The 16873-nt window shown below is 72.5% G+C and carries 14 protein-coding genes and 1 pseudogene; 11 read left to right on the forward strand and 4 right to left on the reverse strand.

Going from position 1 to position 16873, the window contains the following annotated elements; all coding sequences use genetic code 11:
- Positions 1 to 106 precede the first annotated feature (106 nt).
- The 4 genes from AB0O21_RS26710 to AB0O21_RS26725 all read left to right on the forward strand — a co-directional run bounded on the left by AB0O21_RS26710 (position 107) and on the right by AB0O21_RS26725 (position 5157).
- Positions 107 to 1084: a thiopeptide-type bacteriocin biosynthesis protein gene (locus AB0O21_RS26710; protein WP_365175052.1), complete on the forward strand. Its 978-nt coding sequence runs from the start codon at positions 107 to 109 to the stop codon at positions 1082 to 1084.
- On the forward strand, positions 1081 to 2865 hold the full coding sequence (locus AB0O21_RS26715) for an ABC transporter ATP-binding protein (protein ID WP_365174911.1): 1785 nt from the start codon (positions 1081 to 1083) through the stop codon (positions 2863 to 2865). The genes AB0O21_RS26710 and AB0O21_RS26715 overlap by 4 nt, the downstream gene beginning before the upstream one ends.
- A gap of 10 nt (positions 2866 to 2875) precedes the next feature.
- Positions 2876 to 3841 carry an LLM class flavin-dependent oxidoreductase gene (locus AB0O21_RS26720; RefSeq protein ID WP_365174913.1) on the forward strand — a complete coding sequence of 322 codons (966 nt, stop codon included), beginning with the start codon at positions 2876 to 2878 and terminating at the stop codon, positions 3839 to 3841.
- A gap of 74 nt (positions 3842 to 3915) precedes the next feature.
- Complete coding sequence (locus tag AB0O21_RS26725) at positions 3916 to 5157, forward strand: erythromycin esterase family protein (protein ID WP_365174915.1); 1242 nt, start codon at positions 3916 to 3918, stop codon at positions 5155 to 5157.
- A 7-nt stretch (positions 5158 to 5164) separates the two neighbouring features.
- Here the strand turns inward: AB0O21_RS26725 and AB0O21_RS26730 are convergent, their stop codons facing one another.
- Positions 5165 to 5698, reverse strand: a complete 534-nt coding sequence (locus AB0O21_RS26730; protein WP_365174917.1) for a hypothetical protein — start codon at positions 5696 to 5698, stop codon at positions 5165 to 5167.
- A 365-nt stretch (positions 5699 to 6063) separates the two neighbouring features.
- Here AB0O21_RS26730 and AB0O21_RS26735 point away from each other — a divergent pair.
- Positions 6064 to 6255 (forward strand): annotated as a pseudogene (locus AB0O21_RS26735) (CorA family divalent cation transporter); the annotation flags it as partial.
- Positions 6256 to 6342: 87 nt separating this feature from the next.
- On the opposite strand, the gene AB0O21_RS26740 reads toward AB0O21_RS26735, so the two are convergent.
- Together AB0O21_RS26740 and AB0O21_RS26745 are read right to left on the reverse strand one after the other, a co-directional pair.
- Complete coding sequence (locus AB0O21_RS26740) at positions 6343 to 7731, reverse strand: FAD-dependent oxidoreductase (RefSeq protein ID WP_365174920.1); 1389 nt, start codon at positions 7729 to 7731, stop codon at positions 6343 to 6345.
- Positions 7732 to 7871: 140 nt separating this feature from the next.
- On the reverse strand, positions 7872 to 8579 hold the full coding sequence (locus AB0O21_RS26745; protein ID WP_365174922.1) for a helix-turn-helix domain-containing protein: 708 nt from the start codon (positions 8577 to 8579) through the stop codon (positions 7872 to 7874).
- Between the two features lie 174 nt (positions 8580 to 8753).
- Between AB0O21_RS26745 and AB0O21_RS26750 the strand changes: the two genes are divergently transcribed.
- Positions 8754 to 10388: an amidohydrolase gene (locus AB0O21_RS26750; protein WP_365174924.1), complete on the forward strand. Its 1635-nt coding sequence runs from the start codon at positions 8754 to 8756 to the stop codon at positions 10386 to 10388.
- Here the strand turns inward: AB0O21_RS26750 and AB0O21_RS26755 are convergent.
- The gene (locus AB0O21_RS26755) at positions 10355 to 11464 is read right to left on the reverse strand and encodes a LacI family DNA-binding transcriptional regulator (RefSeq protein ID WP_365174926.1); all 1110 of its coding nucleotides are present in this window, start codon (positions 11462 to 11464) and stop codon (positions 10355 to 10357) included. The genes AB0O21_RS26750 and AB0O21_RS26755 overlap by 34 nt on opposite strands.
- A gap of 141 nt (positions 11465 to 11605) precedes the next feature.
- On the opposite strand from AB0O21_RS26755, the gene AB0O21_RS26760 reads away from it, so the two are divergent.
- From AB0O21_RS26760 to AB0O21_RS26780, 5 genes are read left to right on the forward strand one after another with little or no spacing between them, the layout of a single operon-like run.
- Complete coding sequence (locus AB0O21_RS26760) at positions 11606 to 13243, forward strand: ABC transporter substrate-binding protein (protein ID WP_365174928.1); 1638 nt, start codon at positions 11606 to 11608, stop codon at positions 13241 to 13243.
- Entirely contained in the window at positions 13240 to 14193 is a 954-nt protein-coding gene (locus AB0O21_RS26765; RefSeq protein WP_365174930.1) for an ABC transporter permease, read from the forward strand. Before AB0O21_RS26760 ends, AB0O21_RS26765 begins: the two co-directional genes overlap by 4 nt.
- Entirely contained in the window at positions 14190 to 15059 is an 870-nt protein-coding gene (locus AB0O21_RS26770; protein WP_365174932.1) for an ABC transporter permease, read from the forward strand. Before AB0O21_RS26765 ends, AB0O21_RS26770 begins: the two co-directional genes overlap by 4 nt.
- A gap of 5 nt (positions 15060 to 15064) precedes the next feature.
- Positions 15065 to 16048 (forward strand): ABC transporter ATP-binding protein, encoded by a 984-nt coding sequence (locus AB0O21_RS26775; RefSeq protein ID WP_365174934.1) that lies wholly within the window; start codon positions 15065 to 15067, stop codon positions 16046 to 16048.
- Between the two features lie 8 nt (positions 16049 to 16056).
- Positions 16057 to 16839: an ATP-binding cassette domain-containing protein gene (locus AB0O21_RS26780; RefSeq protein ID WP_365175055.1), complete on the forward strand. Its 783-nt coding sequence runs from the start codon at positions 16057 to 16059 to the stop codon at positions 16837 to 16839.
- Positions 16840 to 16873 lie beyond the last annotated feature (34 nt).

Genomic DNA, 16873 nt, shown 5'->3' on the forward strand with positions numbered 1-16873 from the left:
GCTGCTGCTGGACCTTGACCACCCCGCCTGCCTCGCCGAACTCCGAGCGGAGCTGGACACGCGCGGCACCCTCGTCCTCCATGAGATGCTGCCGTCCTTCGACGGCATGTGGCTCCAGGACGCCGACGGCGAGCGCTACGCCGCCGAGGTGGTCGTGCCCGTCCTCGCCCGCGACGCGGAACGCGTCACCCGCGCCCCCGTGCCGCGGCAAGGCCGCGAGGTGCCCGTGGAGCGCCACCTGCCCGGCGGCGCCTGGACGTTCCTCAAGGTCTACGCGGCCCCCGAGCGGCAGGACGAGATCATCGCCGGCCCGCTGCTCGACCTCGTCGCGGGACTGCGCCGCGAAGGACTGCTGGACCGCTGGTTCTACATCCGCTACGCCGACCCCTTCCCGCACCTGCGCCTACGGGTCCGCGGCACCGACGCCGACCGTACACTCACCCACGTCACCGCGTGGGGGCGCGATCTCGTCGCCCGCGGACTCGCCACGGACCTCGAACTCGCGGGCTATGCACCGGAGATCGCCCGCTACGGCGGCCCGGAGGTCTTCGACACGGCCGAGCGGCTCTTCGCGGCCAACAGCGAAGCCACCGCTCTGCTGCTGTCGCGACAGCCCGACATCAGGCCCGAGTTCCTCGCCGTCGCCGCTCTGGACACCCTCCACGCCCAGTGGGGCGTGCCTCCGGGCGGCGCGCTCACCCACCACACCAGCGGCCACGACGAGGCCCACGTCCGGGACACCCGGACCCTGTTCCGCGAGCACCGCGCCTACCTGTGCGAACTCCTCAGCCCGTGGGAGCGCGACACGCACGAGGAAGGGCGGGCCCACCGGCTGCTCCTCCAAGAGACGTTCGCCGCGCAGGCCCCCGCCGTCGCCGAGACGGCCGCAGCCGTCCGCGAGGCGGCCCGCCGTGGCCTCCTGGTCGGCTCCGAGGACGCCATCCTCGCCGGCCTCGCGCACATGCAGATCAACCGGCTCCTCCCCATCGACCTCCAACGGGAGGCTCGCAGCCACGTCCTGTGGGCCCACGTCCGGCGCGCCGTCCGGGGCCGCACGGCCGCGAAGGAGAGGGAGGGCCGATGATCTGGCTGCGCGTGAGCACGCTGTTCTGGCGGCTCAGCCCACTGCGGGTATCCGCCTTCACAGGCGTCTCCCTCCTCCTCGCCCTCATACCGGCCGCGCAGATCGGGCTGGTCGCCGCCGCCGTGCAGGGTGTGGCCGACGCCGTCACCGGCGACCGGGACGCCGGACGGGCCGCGCTCATGGCGGGCGCCGCCCTTCTCGGGGTGGGCCTCGCCAGCCATGTCCTGGGCACCTTCCTGCAGTACCTCGACACCCTCCTGCGGCTCGAACTCACCGCTCGCATCGGCGAATGGGTGATGCGCAAGGGCACCGTGCTCGACCTCCAGCAGTACGAGGACGCCGAGGTCTACGACAAGATGCAGCGCGCCTTCCAGGAGAGCAGCGGAGGCCGCGTCTACCAGGTCTTCACCCAGCTCCTGGAGGTCGCGAGGGAGTTGGTCACCCTGGTGACCGTCAGCGTGGTGCTGTTCTCCTGGAGCCCCTGGATCGCCCTGGTGATCCTGCTTTCGCCCATGCCGTCGGTCGTCTCGTACATGCTCTTCAGCCACAGGGCGTACGAGATCGAGTACGACCGGACCGCCGACCGGCGACGCGCGTACTACTACCAGCACCTCACCACCACCGACCACTCCTACAAGGAGGTCCGTCTCTTCCAGCTCGGCCCGCACCTGGTGGACCTCTACACCCGGCTCATCCGCGCCTTCTTCGACGTCGACCGCCGTCTCGCCCGCCGGCAGTCGGTGCTCGGCGGCGTCCTCGGTCTCCTCAGCGTCGCCGCTTCCTCCGGCGCCGTGCTCTGGGCGATCCACACCACCACCCACGCCGGGCAGGTCGGCCAGCTCGCCGGCTACCTCCAGGCCGTCGGTTCGATCCAGGTCTCCGCTCACGGCATGTTGCTCGGCATCGCCGCTCTCTACAAGGACAGCCTGTTCCTCGGCAATCTCTTCGACTTCTTCGCCCTGCCCGAGCGTCAGATCAAGGGCGGCACCCGCCCGTTCCCGGACACGCTCCGCAAAGGCATCGAGTTCCGCGACGTGCGCTTCGTCTACCCCGGCACCGGCCGCGTCGTCCTGGACGGCGTCAGCTTCACCTTGCCCGCGGGCGAATGCGTCGCGCTGGTGGGCCAGAACGGCTCCGGCAAGACGACGCTGGTCAAGCTGCTCACCCGGCTCTACGAGCCGACGAGCGGCCAGATCTTCGTCGACGACGTCCCGATCGAGGAGTACGACCTCGACGACCTGCAACGCCACATCGGCGTCATCTTCCAGGACTTCATCCGCTACGAGCTGCCCGTCCGCGACAACATCGGCTTCGGCAGCGTCGAAGCCCGCGAGGACACCGAGCGCGTCGCCGAGGCGGCACGGGCCGCCGGCGCCGACGGGTTCGTCGAGGCGCTGCCCCGTGGCTACGACACGACGCTCGGCCGCCACTTCGAGGACGGCCACCAGCTGTCCGGCGGCCAGTGGCAGAAGATAGCCCTCAGCCGAGCCTTCATGCGCCGCGCTCCCGTCGTCGTCCTCGACGAGCCGACGGCCGCCATCGACGCGGAGGCGGAAGCGGAGATCTTCGGCCGGCTCAAGGACGTCGCCCGCGGCGCCACTTCCCTGGTCATCGCCCACCGCTTCGCCACGGTCCGGATGGCCGACCGGATCGTCGTCCTGGAGAACGGCAAGGTCATCGAGGACGGAGTGCACCAAGACCTCCTGAGGGCCGACGGCGTGTACGCCCGGCTCTTCCGTATCCAGGCTTCGGGCTACCTGACCGAAGCCGCGTCCCCCTGAAGGCCGAGTGATGCGCGTATCCGTCCTGTACCCCGCCATGCCGACGGACCCCCGGCACGTCGCCCCCTTCGCCGCGATCGTCCGCGACGGAGGCGCGGCCCGCCTCTGGCAGGGCCAGTCCCTCTGCGCCGACACCCAGCAGGTCTTCGCCTACCTGGCCGGCATGGGCTACCACGTCCCGGTCGGGACCAGCGTCGCCCTCATGCCGCTGCGGCATCCGCTGGACGCGGCGATCCAGGCCCGGTCCCTGTCCCTCCTCACCGGACACCGCACGGTCATCGGCCTCGGTCCCGCGACCCCCGACGTCGTCGCCGGACTGCACGGAAAGCCGTACGACAGCCCACGCGATGCCTGTGTGGAATACCTGACCGAGGTGCGGCGCCTGATCGGCACCGAGGACGGAGCCGCCGGACCCGGCATCGGCGCCTCCATCGGTCTGCCGGGCCTGCCGCACCCGGGAGTGGAGACCGGGCTCGGTGTGCTCCGGCCGACGCTCGCGCGGGCCGCGGGCCGGGCGGCGGACGCGGCGATCAGCTGGATGACCCCGCCCGGCTACGTCCGCGACACCCTGCTGCCCGCCATGGCGAAGGGCGCGGCCGAGTCGGGTCGCCCGGTGCCCCGCATGGTCACCGTCGTGCACGCCGCCGTCGACCGCCCCGGACGCCACGCCTACCGGCTCGCCTTCGCAGCGGCCCACGTCCACCTCGCCGGGCCGCACTACTGCGACATGCTGCGCCGCGCCGGCCTGCGCGTCCACCACAGCCGCCCGGGCCTCGGCGCCCGTGCCCTCGTCGACTCCGGAGTCTTCCTCTACGGCACGCCCGGGAACATCGCCGCACAGCTGGCCGAATTCGATCGGGCGGGGGTGGACGAAGTTGTCGTCAACGTCGCGGGAGTGTATTCCGAGCATGGCCGACCGGACGCCGTACGGGACCTCCAGGAGATCCTCGCGGCCTGCCGGGAGGCGACGAACTGAACCATGAACGGGTGCGAGAGGCAGGGGCATCACCGCGTGCCGCCCTCCCGCACGCGGTGAGGAGAGGCAAGACGGTGCCCGACGACATCGCCCGATGGCTGAACGAGCACGCGAACCCCTTGAGTACCCTGACCCCCGGCGCGCCGGTGGAGGACCTGAAACCCCTGGGCGAGGCACTGCGGGGGACACGGATCGTCGGTCTGGGGGAATCCACCCACGGCACGGGCGAGTTCTTCCGGCTCAAGCACCGCATCGTGGAGTTCCTGGTCCGTGAGGAGGGGTTCACCACCCTCGCCATGGAGGCCAGCCAGTCCGCCGCCCGCGCGCTCGACGCGTACGTCCGGTACGGCACGGGCTCCCCCGAACGGCTCGTCGCCAGGCTGGGCTTCTGGACCTGGCGCACCCGCGAGATGGTCGAACTCGTCGAGTGGCTGCGCGCCCACAACCGCGACCTGCCCGAAGGGCGCCGGATCCGCTTCGTGGGAACCGACCCCCAGCTCTGCGCCGACTCGGTCGGGGCCGTCGCCGCCTTTCTGCGCCGGGCGGCGCCCGATCAGGCCGGGCGCGTGGGCGCCTTGGACGTACTGGCGCGGGCCCGCCCGGGCTCGCTTCCGGACCCGGACAAGGCCCTGTTGCGGCGCGCCGAGGAGATCGCCCGCCTCGTCGCGGACCACGTCGAGCGGTCGGGTACCGGCGACGACGCCGACGAGGCTCTGGAACACGCGCGGATCCTGGTCCGCGCCGCCGACCTGGTGACCCGGCCCTTGGAGGCCTCGGCCGGCGAGGACGGCGTGTACGCCGCGCGTGACCGCTACATGGCCGAGGCCGTCGCACGGCTCGTGGACGACGACCCCGAGGCTCGCGTCATGGTCTGGGCACACAACGGGCACATCGCGAAGGGCACGTACGGGGACCAGGTGCCGGCCCTCGGCAGCAGACTCCGCGAACGGTACGGCAACGCCTACTACGCGCTGGCCCTCCTCTTCGGCAAGGGCTCCTTCCTGGCCCGCCGCGGCAACGACCTTCAGCGCCCGCCGGCCCGCCACCGCATCGGCACCGGCCTCCGCTCCCTGGAGGCCAGACTCACGCACGCCGTACCCGGCGACTACTACGCGGACCTCCGCGCCGCGGGTTCCCCCGCCGACGCCGCGCCCTGGCTGCACGCCCCGCACGCGCAGCGCAGCTTCGGCGCCAACGTCCAACGGTTCCTCTACCGCTTGAACACCGCCCCGCTCGTCCCGGCCGAGGACTACGACGGCATCGCGTTCGTAGCACGCTCGACCTGCTCCCACCTGCTGCCCCCGGCGGAGGACTGAGGTTCTCTCACGGCCACAGGTCGAGCGCGGCGTTCAGAGTGAGCTGCCACATCGGTTCGGCACCGGTGCCGAATGCCGCAGCGAGCCCGTACCCCACGGACGCGTCGTACGGGTCCCGGGCACGCTCGGACTCGCCCTCCGCCTCCCAGTCGGCCGACACGCGCCTGTCGCCGCTCGATGTGAAGACGCCGAGCAGCCGCTCGTCCCGCAGCAGCCGGCTGGTGCCGAGGGAGTCCGGAACCAGCAGATAGCGGCACTCCCGCGCCGCTGAGACGACCTCGACCCGGTACGAGCGCCGGGTCAGGAATCCCTTGGACGGCCGCAGGGTCTCCTCTGCACCGTCGACGAGCAGAGTGAGGTGCTCGGGGTCGCGCGTCCCGATCGGCACATGGCTCTCCGGCACTGTGTTCGGGGCCCGCCGGATGTCGACCGGCGGCAGACCGTCCCCGCTCACGCCCAGCGTCCCGGCCTCGTGGTCGAGTTCGATCCGGATCGCGCCGAAGAGCGGATCGTCGGCTGGCACGTACGCGTACGGATTCATCGGGACCCTTGCCTCCTATTAATCCTGGTGATCGTCTTCCTTCAGTCTCGTCCGGACGCGGAGGGCCGGTTCCCTTTTCCGGCCAGAGGCGGGCCGGTGGGCAGGGGCGGCGCCACGGCCTGGGCGTCGGGGAGCGCAGCGGTTGTTCCCCTGTGAACGAGCAGCCGTACCCAGCCACGAGCTACCGCCAAGCGAATGAGGCAGCCGCGGCCGGGGAGAATCTGGGGAGAACGAAGCCGCGTTGGGGAGCGGCTGGGGAGGATCGGCCGTACAAACGGGCAGCACGGTGAAAGGGACGGAAAGGCTGATCGCCGCAGATCAGAGGGCCTCTCCGGACGCTTTCCGCAGGTCAGCGGCGTGAGGGTGACGACTTCAAGAAGATCTCCTCCTGGGCCGCCATCCTCTTCGCACCCACACTCGTGGGAACCATCCACGGCATGAACTTCGAGACCATGCCAGAACTGAAGTGGGCAGCCGGTTACCCCTTCGCGATCCTGCTGATGGCCGTGGTCTGCGTCAGCCTGTACGTCATCTTCAAGAAGCGCGACTGGCTGTAGACAGCAGGGGGCGAACCTGTTGACGGCGGGGGCGTGCCAAACGGCGTTCGGACGGGCCACGGCCCAGCGGGTGAGGGCGAGGCGTGGTCAGCTGCCGAAGCCGAGACCGAGGCGGTCGAGGGTCCGCAGCCACAGGTCGCGGCGGCCCTCGTTGCGGTCGGCGCGGGCGAGGGAGCGCTGGGTGATGCCGATGCCGAGGGAACGGATGGGGTCGGGCGGGAAGGGCAGGGGCTTGCGGCGTACGAGGTCGAGGGCGGCGCGTTCGGTGTGCTCGCCGGCCAGCAGGTCCAGCATCACTTCGGCGCCGAAGCGGGTGGCACCGACTCCGAGGCCGGTGAAGCCGGCGGCGTAGGCGACCTTGCCGCGGTGGCTGGTGTCGAAGAAGACGCAGAATCGGGTGCTGGTGTCGATGGCGCCGCCCCACGCGTGGCTGAAGCGGATGCCCTCCAACTGCGGGAAGGTGCGGAAGAACTGCCGCGCGAGCGTCGCGTACGTCTCGGGGCGCCGGTCGTGCTCGGGACTGACGCGGCGATGGTGCACCACGTCGTAGCCGCCCCACAGGATGCGGTTGTCGGCGGAGATCCGCACGTAGTGGAAGGAGTTGGCGGGGTCCGCCCAGCCCTGCCGGTTGTGCCAGCCGACCGTGGCGAGCCGGCGCTCGTCGAGCGGCTCGGTCATGAGCGCGTAGTCGTACACGGGGACGGTGTAGAGGCGGTGGCGGCGGACCAGGGAGGGGTACGCGTTGGTGGCGAGCGCGACCCGGCCTGCGGTGACGTGTCCGTAGGGGGTGCGGACTGAGACGACGGCCCCGTGCTCGTCGAGGGAGAGCGCGGGGGTGTGCTCGTGGATGCGGACGCCGAGGTCGAGACAGGCCCGTTTGAGGCCCCAGGCGAGCCGGGCCGGGTTGACCATGGCGGTGTCGCTCTTGTTCCAGACGGCGCCGAGGAAGGTCGGGGAGTCGATCTCGGCGCGGACCGCGTCGGCGTCGAGGAGGGTGGTGGTGGCGCCGTACCGGGCGGCGGTCTCGGCCTCCTCGGCGAGCCAGGCGACCTGGTGGGGCTCGGTGGCGACGACGAGGGAGCCGGTGCGTTCCCAGTCGCAGTCGATGGAGTGGCGGGCGAAGGTGTCCTCCATGGCCTGGAGGTTCTCGCGGCCGAGGCGTTCGAGGACGCCGATCTCGTCGGGCCAGCGGGCGAGCCCGTTGGCGAGTCCGTGGGTGAGGCTCGACTCGCAGAAGCCCCCGTTGCGGCCGGAGGCGGCGCCGCCGGCCTCGTCGGCCTCGATGAGGACGACATCGGCGGAGGGGTCGCGCTCCTTGGCGACCAGGGCGGTCCACAGGCCGGTGTATCCGCCGCCGACGACCAGCAGGTCGCAGGTGGCGCCGCCGACGAGGGCGGGGGTGGGCCCGGGACGGCGTGGGTCGTCGAGCCAGAACGGGGTCGGATCGGCGTCCCGGAGCGAGAGCAGGGGGTCCATGGCGGCTTCCTTCGGGTGGCGGAGGAGCCCGCGCGAGGGGGCCCTTCCGGGGTGCCGTCATGAGAACTGGTGGGGGGCTACAAGGTCAATGGTGTTGACATAAGCCCCCTGCCGGGTCCCTTGAGTCGCCTGCCGGCCGTCTACCGCCCCGCGTCCGGGTGCAGCGCGGCCGCGCCCGTGAGGGTCAGTTCCAGGGCGAAGGGGTAGCCGCTGTCGCGCATGTCGGCGGCCAGGAGGGGGAACGTCGCCGCGATGTTCGGGTGGGTGTCGGCGGGGAGACGGCCGTAGGCGGCGTGCCAGACCTCGGCGTCGGCGGCCGCGGCCAACGGAGGCAGGGCCGCCGCGGCGGCGTCCTGGGCGGCGAAGGCGAGCGCCTGGTCGACGAAGGCGTGGTAGATCCGCACCGCCAGGGCGTCGGGGAAGCCGCCGCCACGGAGGATGCCGAGGATCGTCTCGACGGCCCGGGTCTCGTGCGGACGGCCCGTGGTGCGGTGGGCGGCGAGCAGCGCGGCCTGGGGCTGGGCGAGGTACGCGGCGTGGATGCGCAGGCCCATCGCGCGGAGATCGGCGCGCCAGTCGCCACTGGCCGTCCAGCCCTCCTGGGCGCGTCCGATGACCTCGTCGGCGAGGGCGAGGAGCAGGGCGTCGGTGTTGCGGAAGTAGCGGTAGAGGGCCGTGGGGTCGGCACCGAGCGCGGCCCCGAGTCTGCGTACCGAGAGTGCTTTCGCGCCGTGCTGTTCGACGAGACGCAGGGCGGTCTCGATGATCAGGCGCTCGGAGAGGACGGAGCCCTCTCGGGTGGGGCGGCGGCGCCGTCGGTCGCCTTCGGGGACCACGCGTTCGGACATGGCCGGGAGCTTACGTCAACACCATTGACGTGTAAACGATGTCGGGCTTCCATGGCGTCCGTCACCCGTGACCCGCCGTCCGTGACCGTCACCCGTGACCCGTCGTCCGTGACCCGTCACCCGTCACCCGTCACCCGTAGCCGCCCGGCCCACACTCAGCAGGGGAGCCACCGCATGCCTCACGCCGATCTGGTCTTCACCGGAGGACCTGTCCTCACCATGGATCCGGCCCGTACCCGGGCGACGTCGCTCGCGGTGACGGGGGCGCGGATCGCCGCCGTCGGCCATGACGAGGTACGGGAGTTGATCGGGCCCCGCACGGAGGTGGTGGACCTCGCGGGCAGGCTGCTGCTGCCCGGCTTCCAGGACGCCCACATCCACGCGGTGGGCGGGGGCGCCGAGCTGGCCGAGTGCGATCTGACCGAGATCGTCGACGTCGACGCGTACCTGGAGCGGATCCGGGCGTACGCACAGGCGCACCCCGAGCGGGAGTGGATCACCGGCGGCGGCTGGTCCATGGAGAGCTTCGCGGGCGGACTGCCGACCCGTCAGTTGCTGGACTCCGTGGTGCCGGACCGCCCGGTGCTGCTCGCGAACCGGGACCACCACGGGGCCTGGGCCAACACCCGGGCCCTCGAACTCGCGGGCCTCACCGCCGCCACCCACGATCCGGCCGACGGGCGGATGGAGCGGGAGGCGGACGGCTTCCCCAGCGGGATGCTGCAGGAGGGTGCCACGGCACTCGTCGCGCGACTCGTGCCGCCCAGGACTCCGCAGGAGCGGCTCGCGGGTCTGCTGCGGGCGCAGAAGCTGCTGCACTCGCTCGGCATCACCGGCTGGCAGGACGCGCTGCTCGGCGACTTCAACGGCATGGCGGACCCCTCGAGCGCCTATCTGGCCGCGGCACGGGACGGTTCGCTGACCGCCCGGGTGACCGGCGCGCTGTGGTGGGACCGTGAGCGTGGTGCCGAGCAGATTCCCGAACTGGTGCGACGCCGGGAGGAACTGACGTACGGACGGTTCCGGGCCGGGTCCGTGAAGATCATGCAGGACGGCATCGCGGAGAACTTCACGGCCGCGCTGACCACTCCGTACCTGGACGGCTGCGGCTGCGCCACCGCGAACAGCGGTCTCAGCTTCGTCGACCCGGACGCCCTGCGCGGTTACGTGACGGAGCTCGACGCCCTCGACTTCCAGGTCCACTTCCACGCGCTCGGCGACCGGGCCGTACGGGAGGCGCTCGACGCGATCGAGGCGGCCGCGGCCGTCAACGGGCGGCGCGGCAACCGGCACCACCTGGCCCACCTCCAGGTCGTCCACCCCGATGACCTGCCCCGGTTCGCGGCGCTCGGCGCCCTCGCGAACATCCAGCCGCTGTGGGCGGCGCACGAGCCGCAGATGGACACGCTGACCATTCCGTTCCTGGGTCCGGAGCGCGCCGCCTGGCAGTACCCCTTCGGAGGTCTGCTGCGGGCGGGCGCCACTCTGGTGGCGGGCAGCGACTGGCCCGTCTCCAGCCCGGACCCGCTCGCGGGCCTCCACGTCGCCGTGAACCGCCGGGATCCGGAGGCCGGCGACGACCGGGTGTTCCTGCCGGAACAGCGCATCGACCTCCTTTCGGCCATCGCCGCCTACACCGCCGGTTCCGCGCACGTGAACGGGTTCGACGACGCCGGCAGCCTCCTTCCCGGCCACCTGGCCGACCTCGTGGTGCTCGACCGGGACATCCTGGCCGCGCCCCCGGAGGAGATCGCCGAAGCGCGAGTGGAGCGGACCTATGTGGGCGGCGAGCTCGTGTACGGCGGCTGAGGAGGCGTCGGGCCCGGCCGCGGAAGCCGAGGCGGCCGTACCGAGGAGGCACGGACGTCGAGGCGGACCGGCACGAGCGTCCCGCCCGCCTCCCGACGCCCGTGCTCCAGTACGGCCACGAGCAGTTCGATCCCGGCCTCGGCCACCGCGTCGGGGCGCAGGCTGAGCGTGGTCACCGGCGGTTCGGTGTGCACGGCGGTCTCGTCCTCGCTGACACAGGCGACGAGGAGGTCGCCGGGCACGGCGTAGCCGTGGCGGCGGGCCGCGTCCAGGACGAGCGGCGGGCTGGCCTCGGCGACCACGAACAAGGCGTCGGGGCGATCAGGACCGGCCGTCAGGGCGGTCTCGACGGCCCGGACGACCGGCCCGTTGCCGGGCTTGGCGGCCCGGACGGCCAGCTCCGGCAGTCCGTGCGCCGCACACCAGTCGTGGTGGGCGGCGAACACCTCCCGGTGGAAGCGGGTGGTGCTGTCGGGGACGACCAGCGCGGGCCGCCGGGCTCCCTGGGCCAGGAAGTGGTCCAGGGTCCGGTGGACGGCGGCGGTCGCGTCGACGTCCACCCAGTGGGCTTCCGGCCGGCCTTCCACGGACCGGTCGCTGAAGACCGGGATGTGGGCGGCGATCAGGTCCTCGACGATCCGGTCGTCGGCGACGGGGTCGGCCACGACCACGGCGTCGAGGGGCAGCGCGGACCACTCGCTCTGCAGCGATCCGGCGGGCAGCAGCACCAGCGCGTAGCCGCGTGCGAGCGCGCTGGCGGCGGTGGCCCCGGTGAGCCGGGCGAAGTACGGCGACTCCAGGAAGGTCCAGGGGGCGTCGGCCAGCTCGCCGACCACGTATCCGATCAGCCGGGCCCGTCCCGCGCGCAGCCGGCGCGCGGTGGCGTCGGGTCGGTAGCCCATTCTGCGCGCTGTCTCGCGGGCCCTCTCCCGTACCTCGGGGGAGAGCCGGCCGGTGCCGTTGAGCGCCGCCGAGACGGTGGTCTTGGACAGTCCCGCCTCGCGGGCGACGTCGACGAGACGGACGCGCGGGGTGGGCGGCGAGGGCTGCCCGCCGGGCCCTGGAGCTTCGGTCATGGGACCGATGCTGCCATCCTCCCGAGCTCTGCAAAACCGTTCCCGCAAACCCGGCCGAAGTCTTGTGCGGGAACGTTCCCGCATCAATACTCGCTCCATCCCCCCGTGCCCGTCACAACACCCGTAAAGGGGTGGCTCTGCATGCGTATGCCCGGAATCATCGTCTTCGCCTGTACCGCCGCGCTCGCGGCCTCCCTCACCGCCTGCTCCGGAGCCACCCGGCCCCAGACCGGCACCACCGGCGGCGCCGGCTTCAAGGTCACCCCGACTTCCCCGCCCGCCAAGGGCGACCTGGACTCCTTCACCTGGTCGCTGTACGCCGAGCCGTACACCCTCGACTACGCCCTCGCGTACGACTACCCGCCGAACACCGTGCTCGCCAACGTCTGCGAGCAGCTGCTGCGGGTCACTCCCGACCTGAAGATCGAGCCCGGCCTCGCCGTCAAGTGGGCCCAGCCCGACCCGCGCACCCTCGTCTACACCCTGCGGCCCGGCGTGAAGTTCCACGACGGCACCACGATGACCGCGGACGACGTCGTCGCCTCCCTCAAGCGCCAGATGGACCCGGCCACCGCCTCCCCCTGGGGCTCCGCCTTCAAGAACGTCGAGCTCGTGGAGAAGACCGGTCCGCTGGAGGTGACGATCCGCCTCGGCAAGCCCGACGTCCTGTTCCACGAACTCCTGGCCGCCTCTCCCGGAACCGTCGTGAGCGCCGCGTCCCTCGCCAGTGCGGGCGCGGACTACGGCACCCCCAAGGGCGCCCTGACCTGCACCGGCCCCTTCTCCCTGGAGAAGTGGGCCCAGGGCGACAGCATCATGCTCCGCAGGAACGCCGCGTACTGGGACGAGAAGCTCGTCCCGAAGTCCGCCTCCGTGAAGTTCACCTTCGTCGAGGATCCCTCCGCCCGCGCCAACGCCTTCCTGTCCGGCACCGCCGACGGCGGCTACATGGTTCCGTCCTCCTCCTTCGCCCAGCTGCAGAGCAGCGGGAAGGGCTCGGTCCTCTTCGGCCCCAACACCGCGGCCGCGAACCTCGCCGTCCTCGACTTCAAGGGCCCGCTCGGCGACCTGAAGGTCCGCAAGGCCCTGTCCATGGCCCTCGACCGGAAGAACATCATCAAGGCCGCCGCCGGCGACGTCGGCGTCCCCGCCAAGGCCCCCGCCGCACGCGGTGCCTGGGCGCTCTCCCCGGAGAAGACCGCCGCCCTGTACGACACGCTGCCCGAGCCGGCGTACGACATCGAGGCCGCCAAGAAGCTGGTCCAGGAGGCCGGCGCGACGGGCCGCACGCTCACCCTGGTGACCAGCTCCCTCGCTCCCGAGATCAGCGTGGTCGCCAACGCGGTGCAGGCGGCCGGCCGGCAGATCGGCCTCGACGTCAAGCTCAAGCCCGTCGCGCCCGACGCGTACAGCAGCATCTTCGTCGACCCCGCGGCCCGCGAGGGGCTCGACCTGGTCATCACCAACGGCTACGACAACACGCCGGACCCGCTGGAGTTCTACCAGTACCTGCGCACCGGCGACTTCGGGAACTACGGCAACTGGTCCGACGCCGAGTTCGACGCCGCCTTCGACCGGGCCAACTCCGAGCCGGACCCCGGCAAGCGCGCCGAGCTGACCGCGAAGCTCCAGGAGATCGCCCTGCGCGAGCTGCCCGTCATTCCCGTGTACGAGGCGCCGTACTCGGTCTTCCTCGGCAAGCGGATCACCGGCGCGCCCACCGGCATCATCCAGCTCTACTACCCGTGGGCCGCGACGATCGGGGCCGCGCAGTCATGACCCGCTTCCTCCTCGGACGGCTCCTGGGCCTGGCGGTCGTACTGTTCCTGACCTCCGTCGTGGTCTTCGGCGCGATCCACCTGGCTCCCGGCGACCCCGTGACCTTCCTGCTGCACGGCCGCCCCGCCACCCCCGAGGCCGTGGCCGCCCTGCGCGCCGAGTACCACCTGAACGACCCCCTGGTGATCCAGTACGGCAAGTGGCTCGGCGGAGTCCTCAGCGGCGACCTCGGGCGCTCCGCCCAGTACCACCAGGACGTCACCGCCCTCCTCGGCTCCCGGCTGCCCGGCACGGCACTCCTCGTCGGCTACGCGGCCGTGCTCGTCGCCGTCCTCGGGGTGAGCGCCGGCATCCTCGCGGCGCTGCGCCCCGGCCTCCTCGACCGGACGGTGCTCATCGGCACGGGCGTGGCCACCGCCACCCCGTCCTTCGTCACCGCGATCGTGCTCGTCTCGCTCTTCTCGGTCCGGCTCGGCTGGTTCCCGGGGCCCGGCGGCGGCGCCGCGGAGGGCCTCGGCGCCCGGCTCCACCAGCTCACCCTCCCGGCCTTCGCCCTCGCCCTGACCTTCGCGGGGCTGCTGGCCCGGGTCACCCGCTCCGCGATGCTCGACGAACTCGGCCGCGAGCACGTCGAGGTGGCCCGCGCCCGGGGCGTCGCCGGCCGCACGGTGGTCCGCCGCCACGTGCTGCGCAACGCGCTCGGCCCGGTCGTCACGGTCGGCGGCACCATGCTCGCCGGCCTGCTCATCAGCACCTCGATCGTGGAGACCGCCTTCGACGTGCCCGGGCTCGGCTCGCTGCTCGTGCAGTCGGTCACGGCCCAGGACTTCGCCGTGGTCCAGGCGGTCACCCTGCTCAGCGTGGCGGCCTTCGTCCTCGTCAACCTCGCCGTCGACCTGCTCGCCCCGCTCATCGACCCCCGTCTCTCCCCCGGGGAAGGCTCCTCATGACGACCACCCTCACCACGGTGCCGTACCGCAGGCCGGGCCTGCGCGGACTGCGCGTCTTCGGCCAGGGCCCCCTGTTCGCGGTCTCGGTCGCGGTGCTCGCCGTCCTCGTTCTCGTCGCCGTGTTCGCACCCGTCCTCGCCCCGTACGACCCCGAGGCGCTCGACCTCTCCGCGAGCCTCGCCGGCACCACCGCGGACCACCTCCTGGGCACCGACCAGTCGGGGCGGGACATCCTGTCCCGGCTGCTGCACGGCGCCCGCACCGGTCTCCTCGGACCGCTGCTCGTGGTCGGCGTCTCCACCCTGCTCGGCATGCTGCTCGGTGTGGTGGCGGCCTGGCGGGGCGGCTGGGCGGACGCGGTCCTTTCCCGCTCGATGGACCTCGTCTTCGCCATCCCGGGCCTCATGCTCGCGATCCTGCTCGTCGCCGTCACCGGCCCCGGCATGACCGCACCCGTCATCGCCATGTCCGTCGCCTACACCCCCTACGTGGGCCGGCTGGTACGGGGCATCGCCCGGCAGGAGAAGGAACGGCCGTACATCGAGGCGTACGTGGTGCAGGGCTGGTCCGGCTGGACGGTCTGCGTGCGCCACCTGCTGCCGAACATCGCGCCGACCGTCTTCGCCCAGTCCGCGATGAACTTCGGGTACGCGCTCATGGACCTGGCGGCCCTGTCCTTCCTCGGCTTCGGCGTCCAGCCGCCGACCGCCGACTGGGGCGCCATGATCAACGAGGGCCAGGGGGCCGTCCTCCAGGGCGCGATGCTCCCGGCGCTGGCCCCGTCCGCATGCATCGTGCTCGCGGTCGTCGCCTTCGGAATCGTCGGCGAGGGGCTCGCCGACCGGATCGCGCGGCGGGAGAAGTGAACGCCATGAACACGACGTCGACCACGCCCGTCCTGGAGATCGACGGGCTCGGCATACGCCTCCCGGACGACCGGGCCGCCCGGCCCGTCCTGGACGGGGTGAGCCTGACGGTACGGCCCGGGGAGACCGTCGGCCTCGTCGGCGAGTCGGGCTCCGGCAAGTCCGTCGCCTGCCGCAGCGTCCTCGGACTGCTGCCCCCGGGCGCCCGCGCCAGCGGACAGGTCCGGGTCTCCGGACGGGACGTGCTGACCATGCCCCCGAAGGAGCTGGCCGCCCTGCGGGCCCGCGAGGTCGCCATGGTCTTCCAGGACCCGCGCGCCTCCGTCAATCCGCTGCGCAGGGTGGGCGACTTCCTCACCGAGGGGCTGCGCGCCTCCGGCTCCCCCGCCGACCGGGCCGCCGCGCGGGCCGAGGAACTCCTCGACGCCGTCGGCATCCGCGATCCGCGCGGCGCCCTGCGCCGCTACCCGCACCAGTTCTCCGGCGGCATGCTCCAGCGGGTCGTCATCGCCGCCGCCCTCGCCGCCGAGCCGGCCCTGCTGGTCGCCGACGAACCGACCACCGCGCTCGACGTCACCACCCAGGCCGAGGTGATCGCGATCCTGGCCCGGCTGCGGGCCGAGCGCGGCACCGGGATGCTCTTCGTCACCCACGACCTGGAGCTGGCCTCGGAGATCTGCGACCGGGTGTACGTGATGTACGCGGGCCGGATCGTGGAGACCCGGTCCACCGACGAGCTGTTCGACCGCCCGCGCCACCCGTACACGGCGGGACTCCTCGGCTGCACCCCGCGCATCGAGGCGGGCGCGCCCTCGCCCCGGCCCATCCCGGGCCGCCCGGTCTCGCTCGTCGAGGCCCCGCCCGGCTGCTCCTTCGCCGCCCGCTGCCCGCACGCGGTGGAGCGCTGCACGCAGGAGAAGCCCGAGCTGGCACAGCACGGCGAGGGGCTGGCCGCGTGCCTCCGCGCCGAGGAAGGAATCACACTGTGACGCACACGATGACAGAGGGCTTGGTGGTCGACGGGCTGCGCAAGCGGTACGGCGGGCACACGGCGGTCGACGGGGTGTCGTTCACCCTGCCGCCGGGCGGTTCGCTCGCGATCGTCGGCGAGTCCGGCAGCGGAAAGACGACCACGGTACGGATGCTCGTGGGCCTGGAGCGCGCGGACGGCGGCACGGTCCGCCTCGACGGCCGGGACCGCTCGGCCCGCGCCCGGGGCCGCGCCGAGCGGCTCGCCAGGGCACGGGAGATCCAGATGGTCTTCCAGGACCCCTATCTCTCCCTCGACCCCAGGGTGACGGTGGGCGGCTGCCTGGACGAGGTGCTGCGCCTGCACACCGGTCTGGACGCGGCCGCGCGCACGGCGCGCGTCGGCGAACTCCTCGACCAGGTCGGACTCGGGACCCGCGAGGCGGGGGCCCTGCCGCGCGGGCTGTCCGGGGGACAGCGCCAGCGCGTGGCGATCGCGCGGGCCCTCGCGGTGGAGCCCCGGGTGCTGGTCCTGGACGAGGCGGTCGCCGCGCTCGACGTGTCGATCCAGGCCCAGATCCTCGACCTGCTGCGCGAGATCCGGCGTACGGCGGGGATCGGCTATCTGTTCGTGACCCATGACCTGGCGGTCGTACGGCACGTGGCGGACGAGGTACTCGTCCTCAAAGCGGGCACGGTCATGGAGTCGGGCCCCGTGGACCGGGTCCTCGACGCGCCGGAACACCCGTACACCCGGCTGCTGCTGGACTCGGTACCGCGGCGCGGACGCGTGCGCGGCGGGGCCGGCTGAGCGCCGGCCGGGGCGGGCGCGGGGCCCGGCGCGG

The organism is Streptomyces sp. NPDC091371 (assembly GCF_040684275.1).
In the GTDB taxonomy this organism is placed as follows: Bacteria; Actinomycetota; Actinomycetes; order Streptomycetales; family Streptomycetaceae; genus Streptomyces.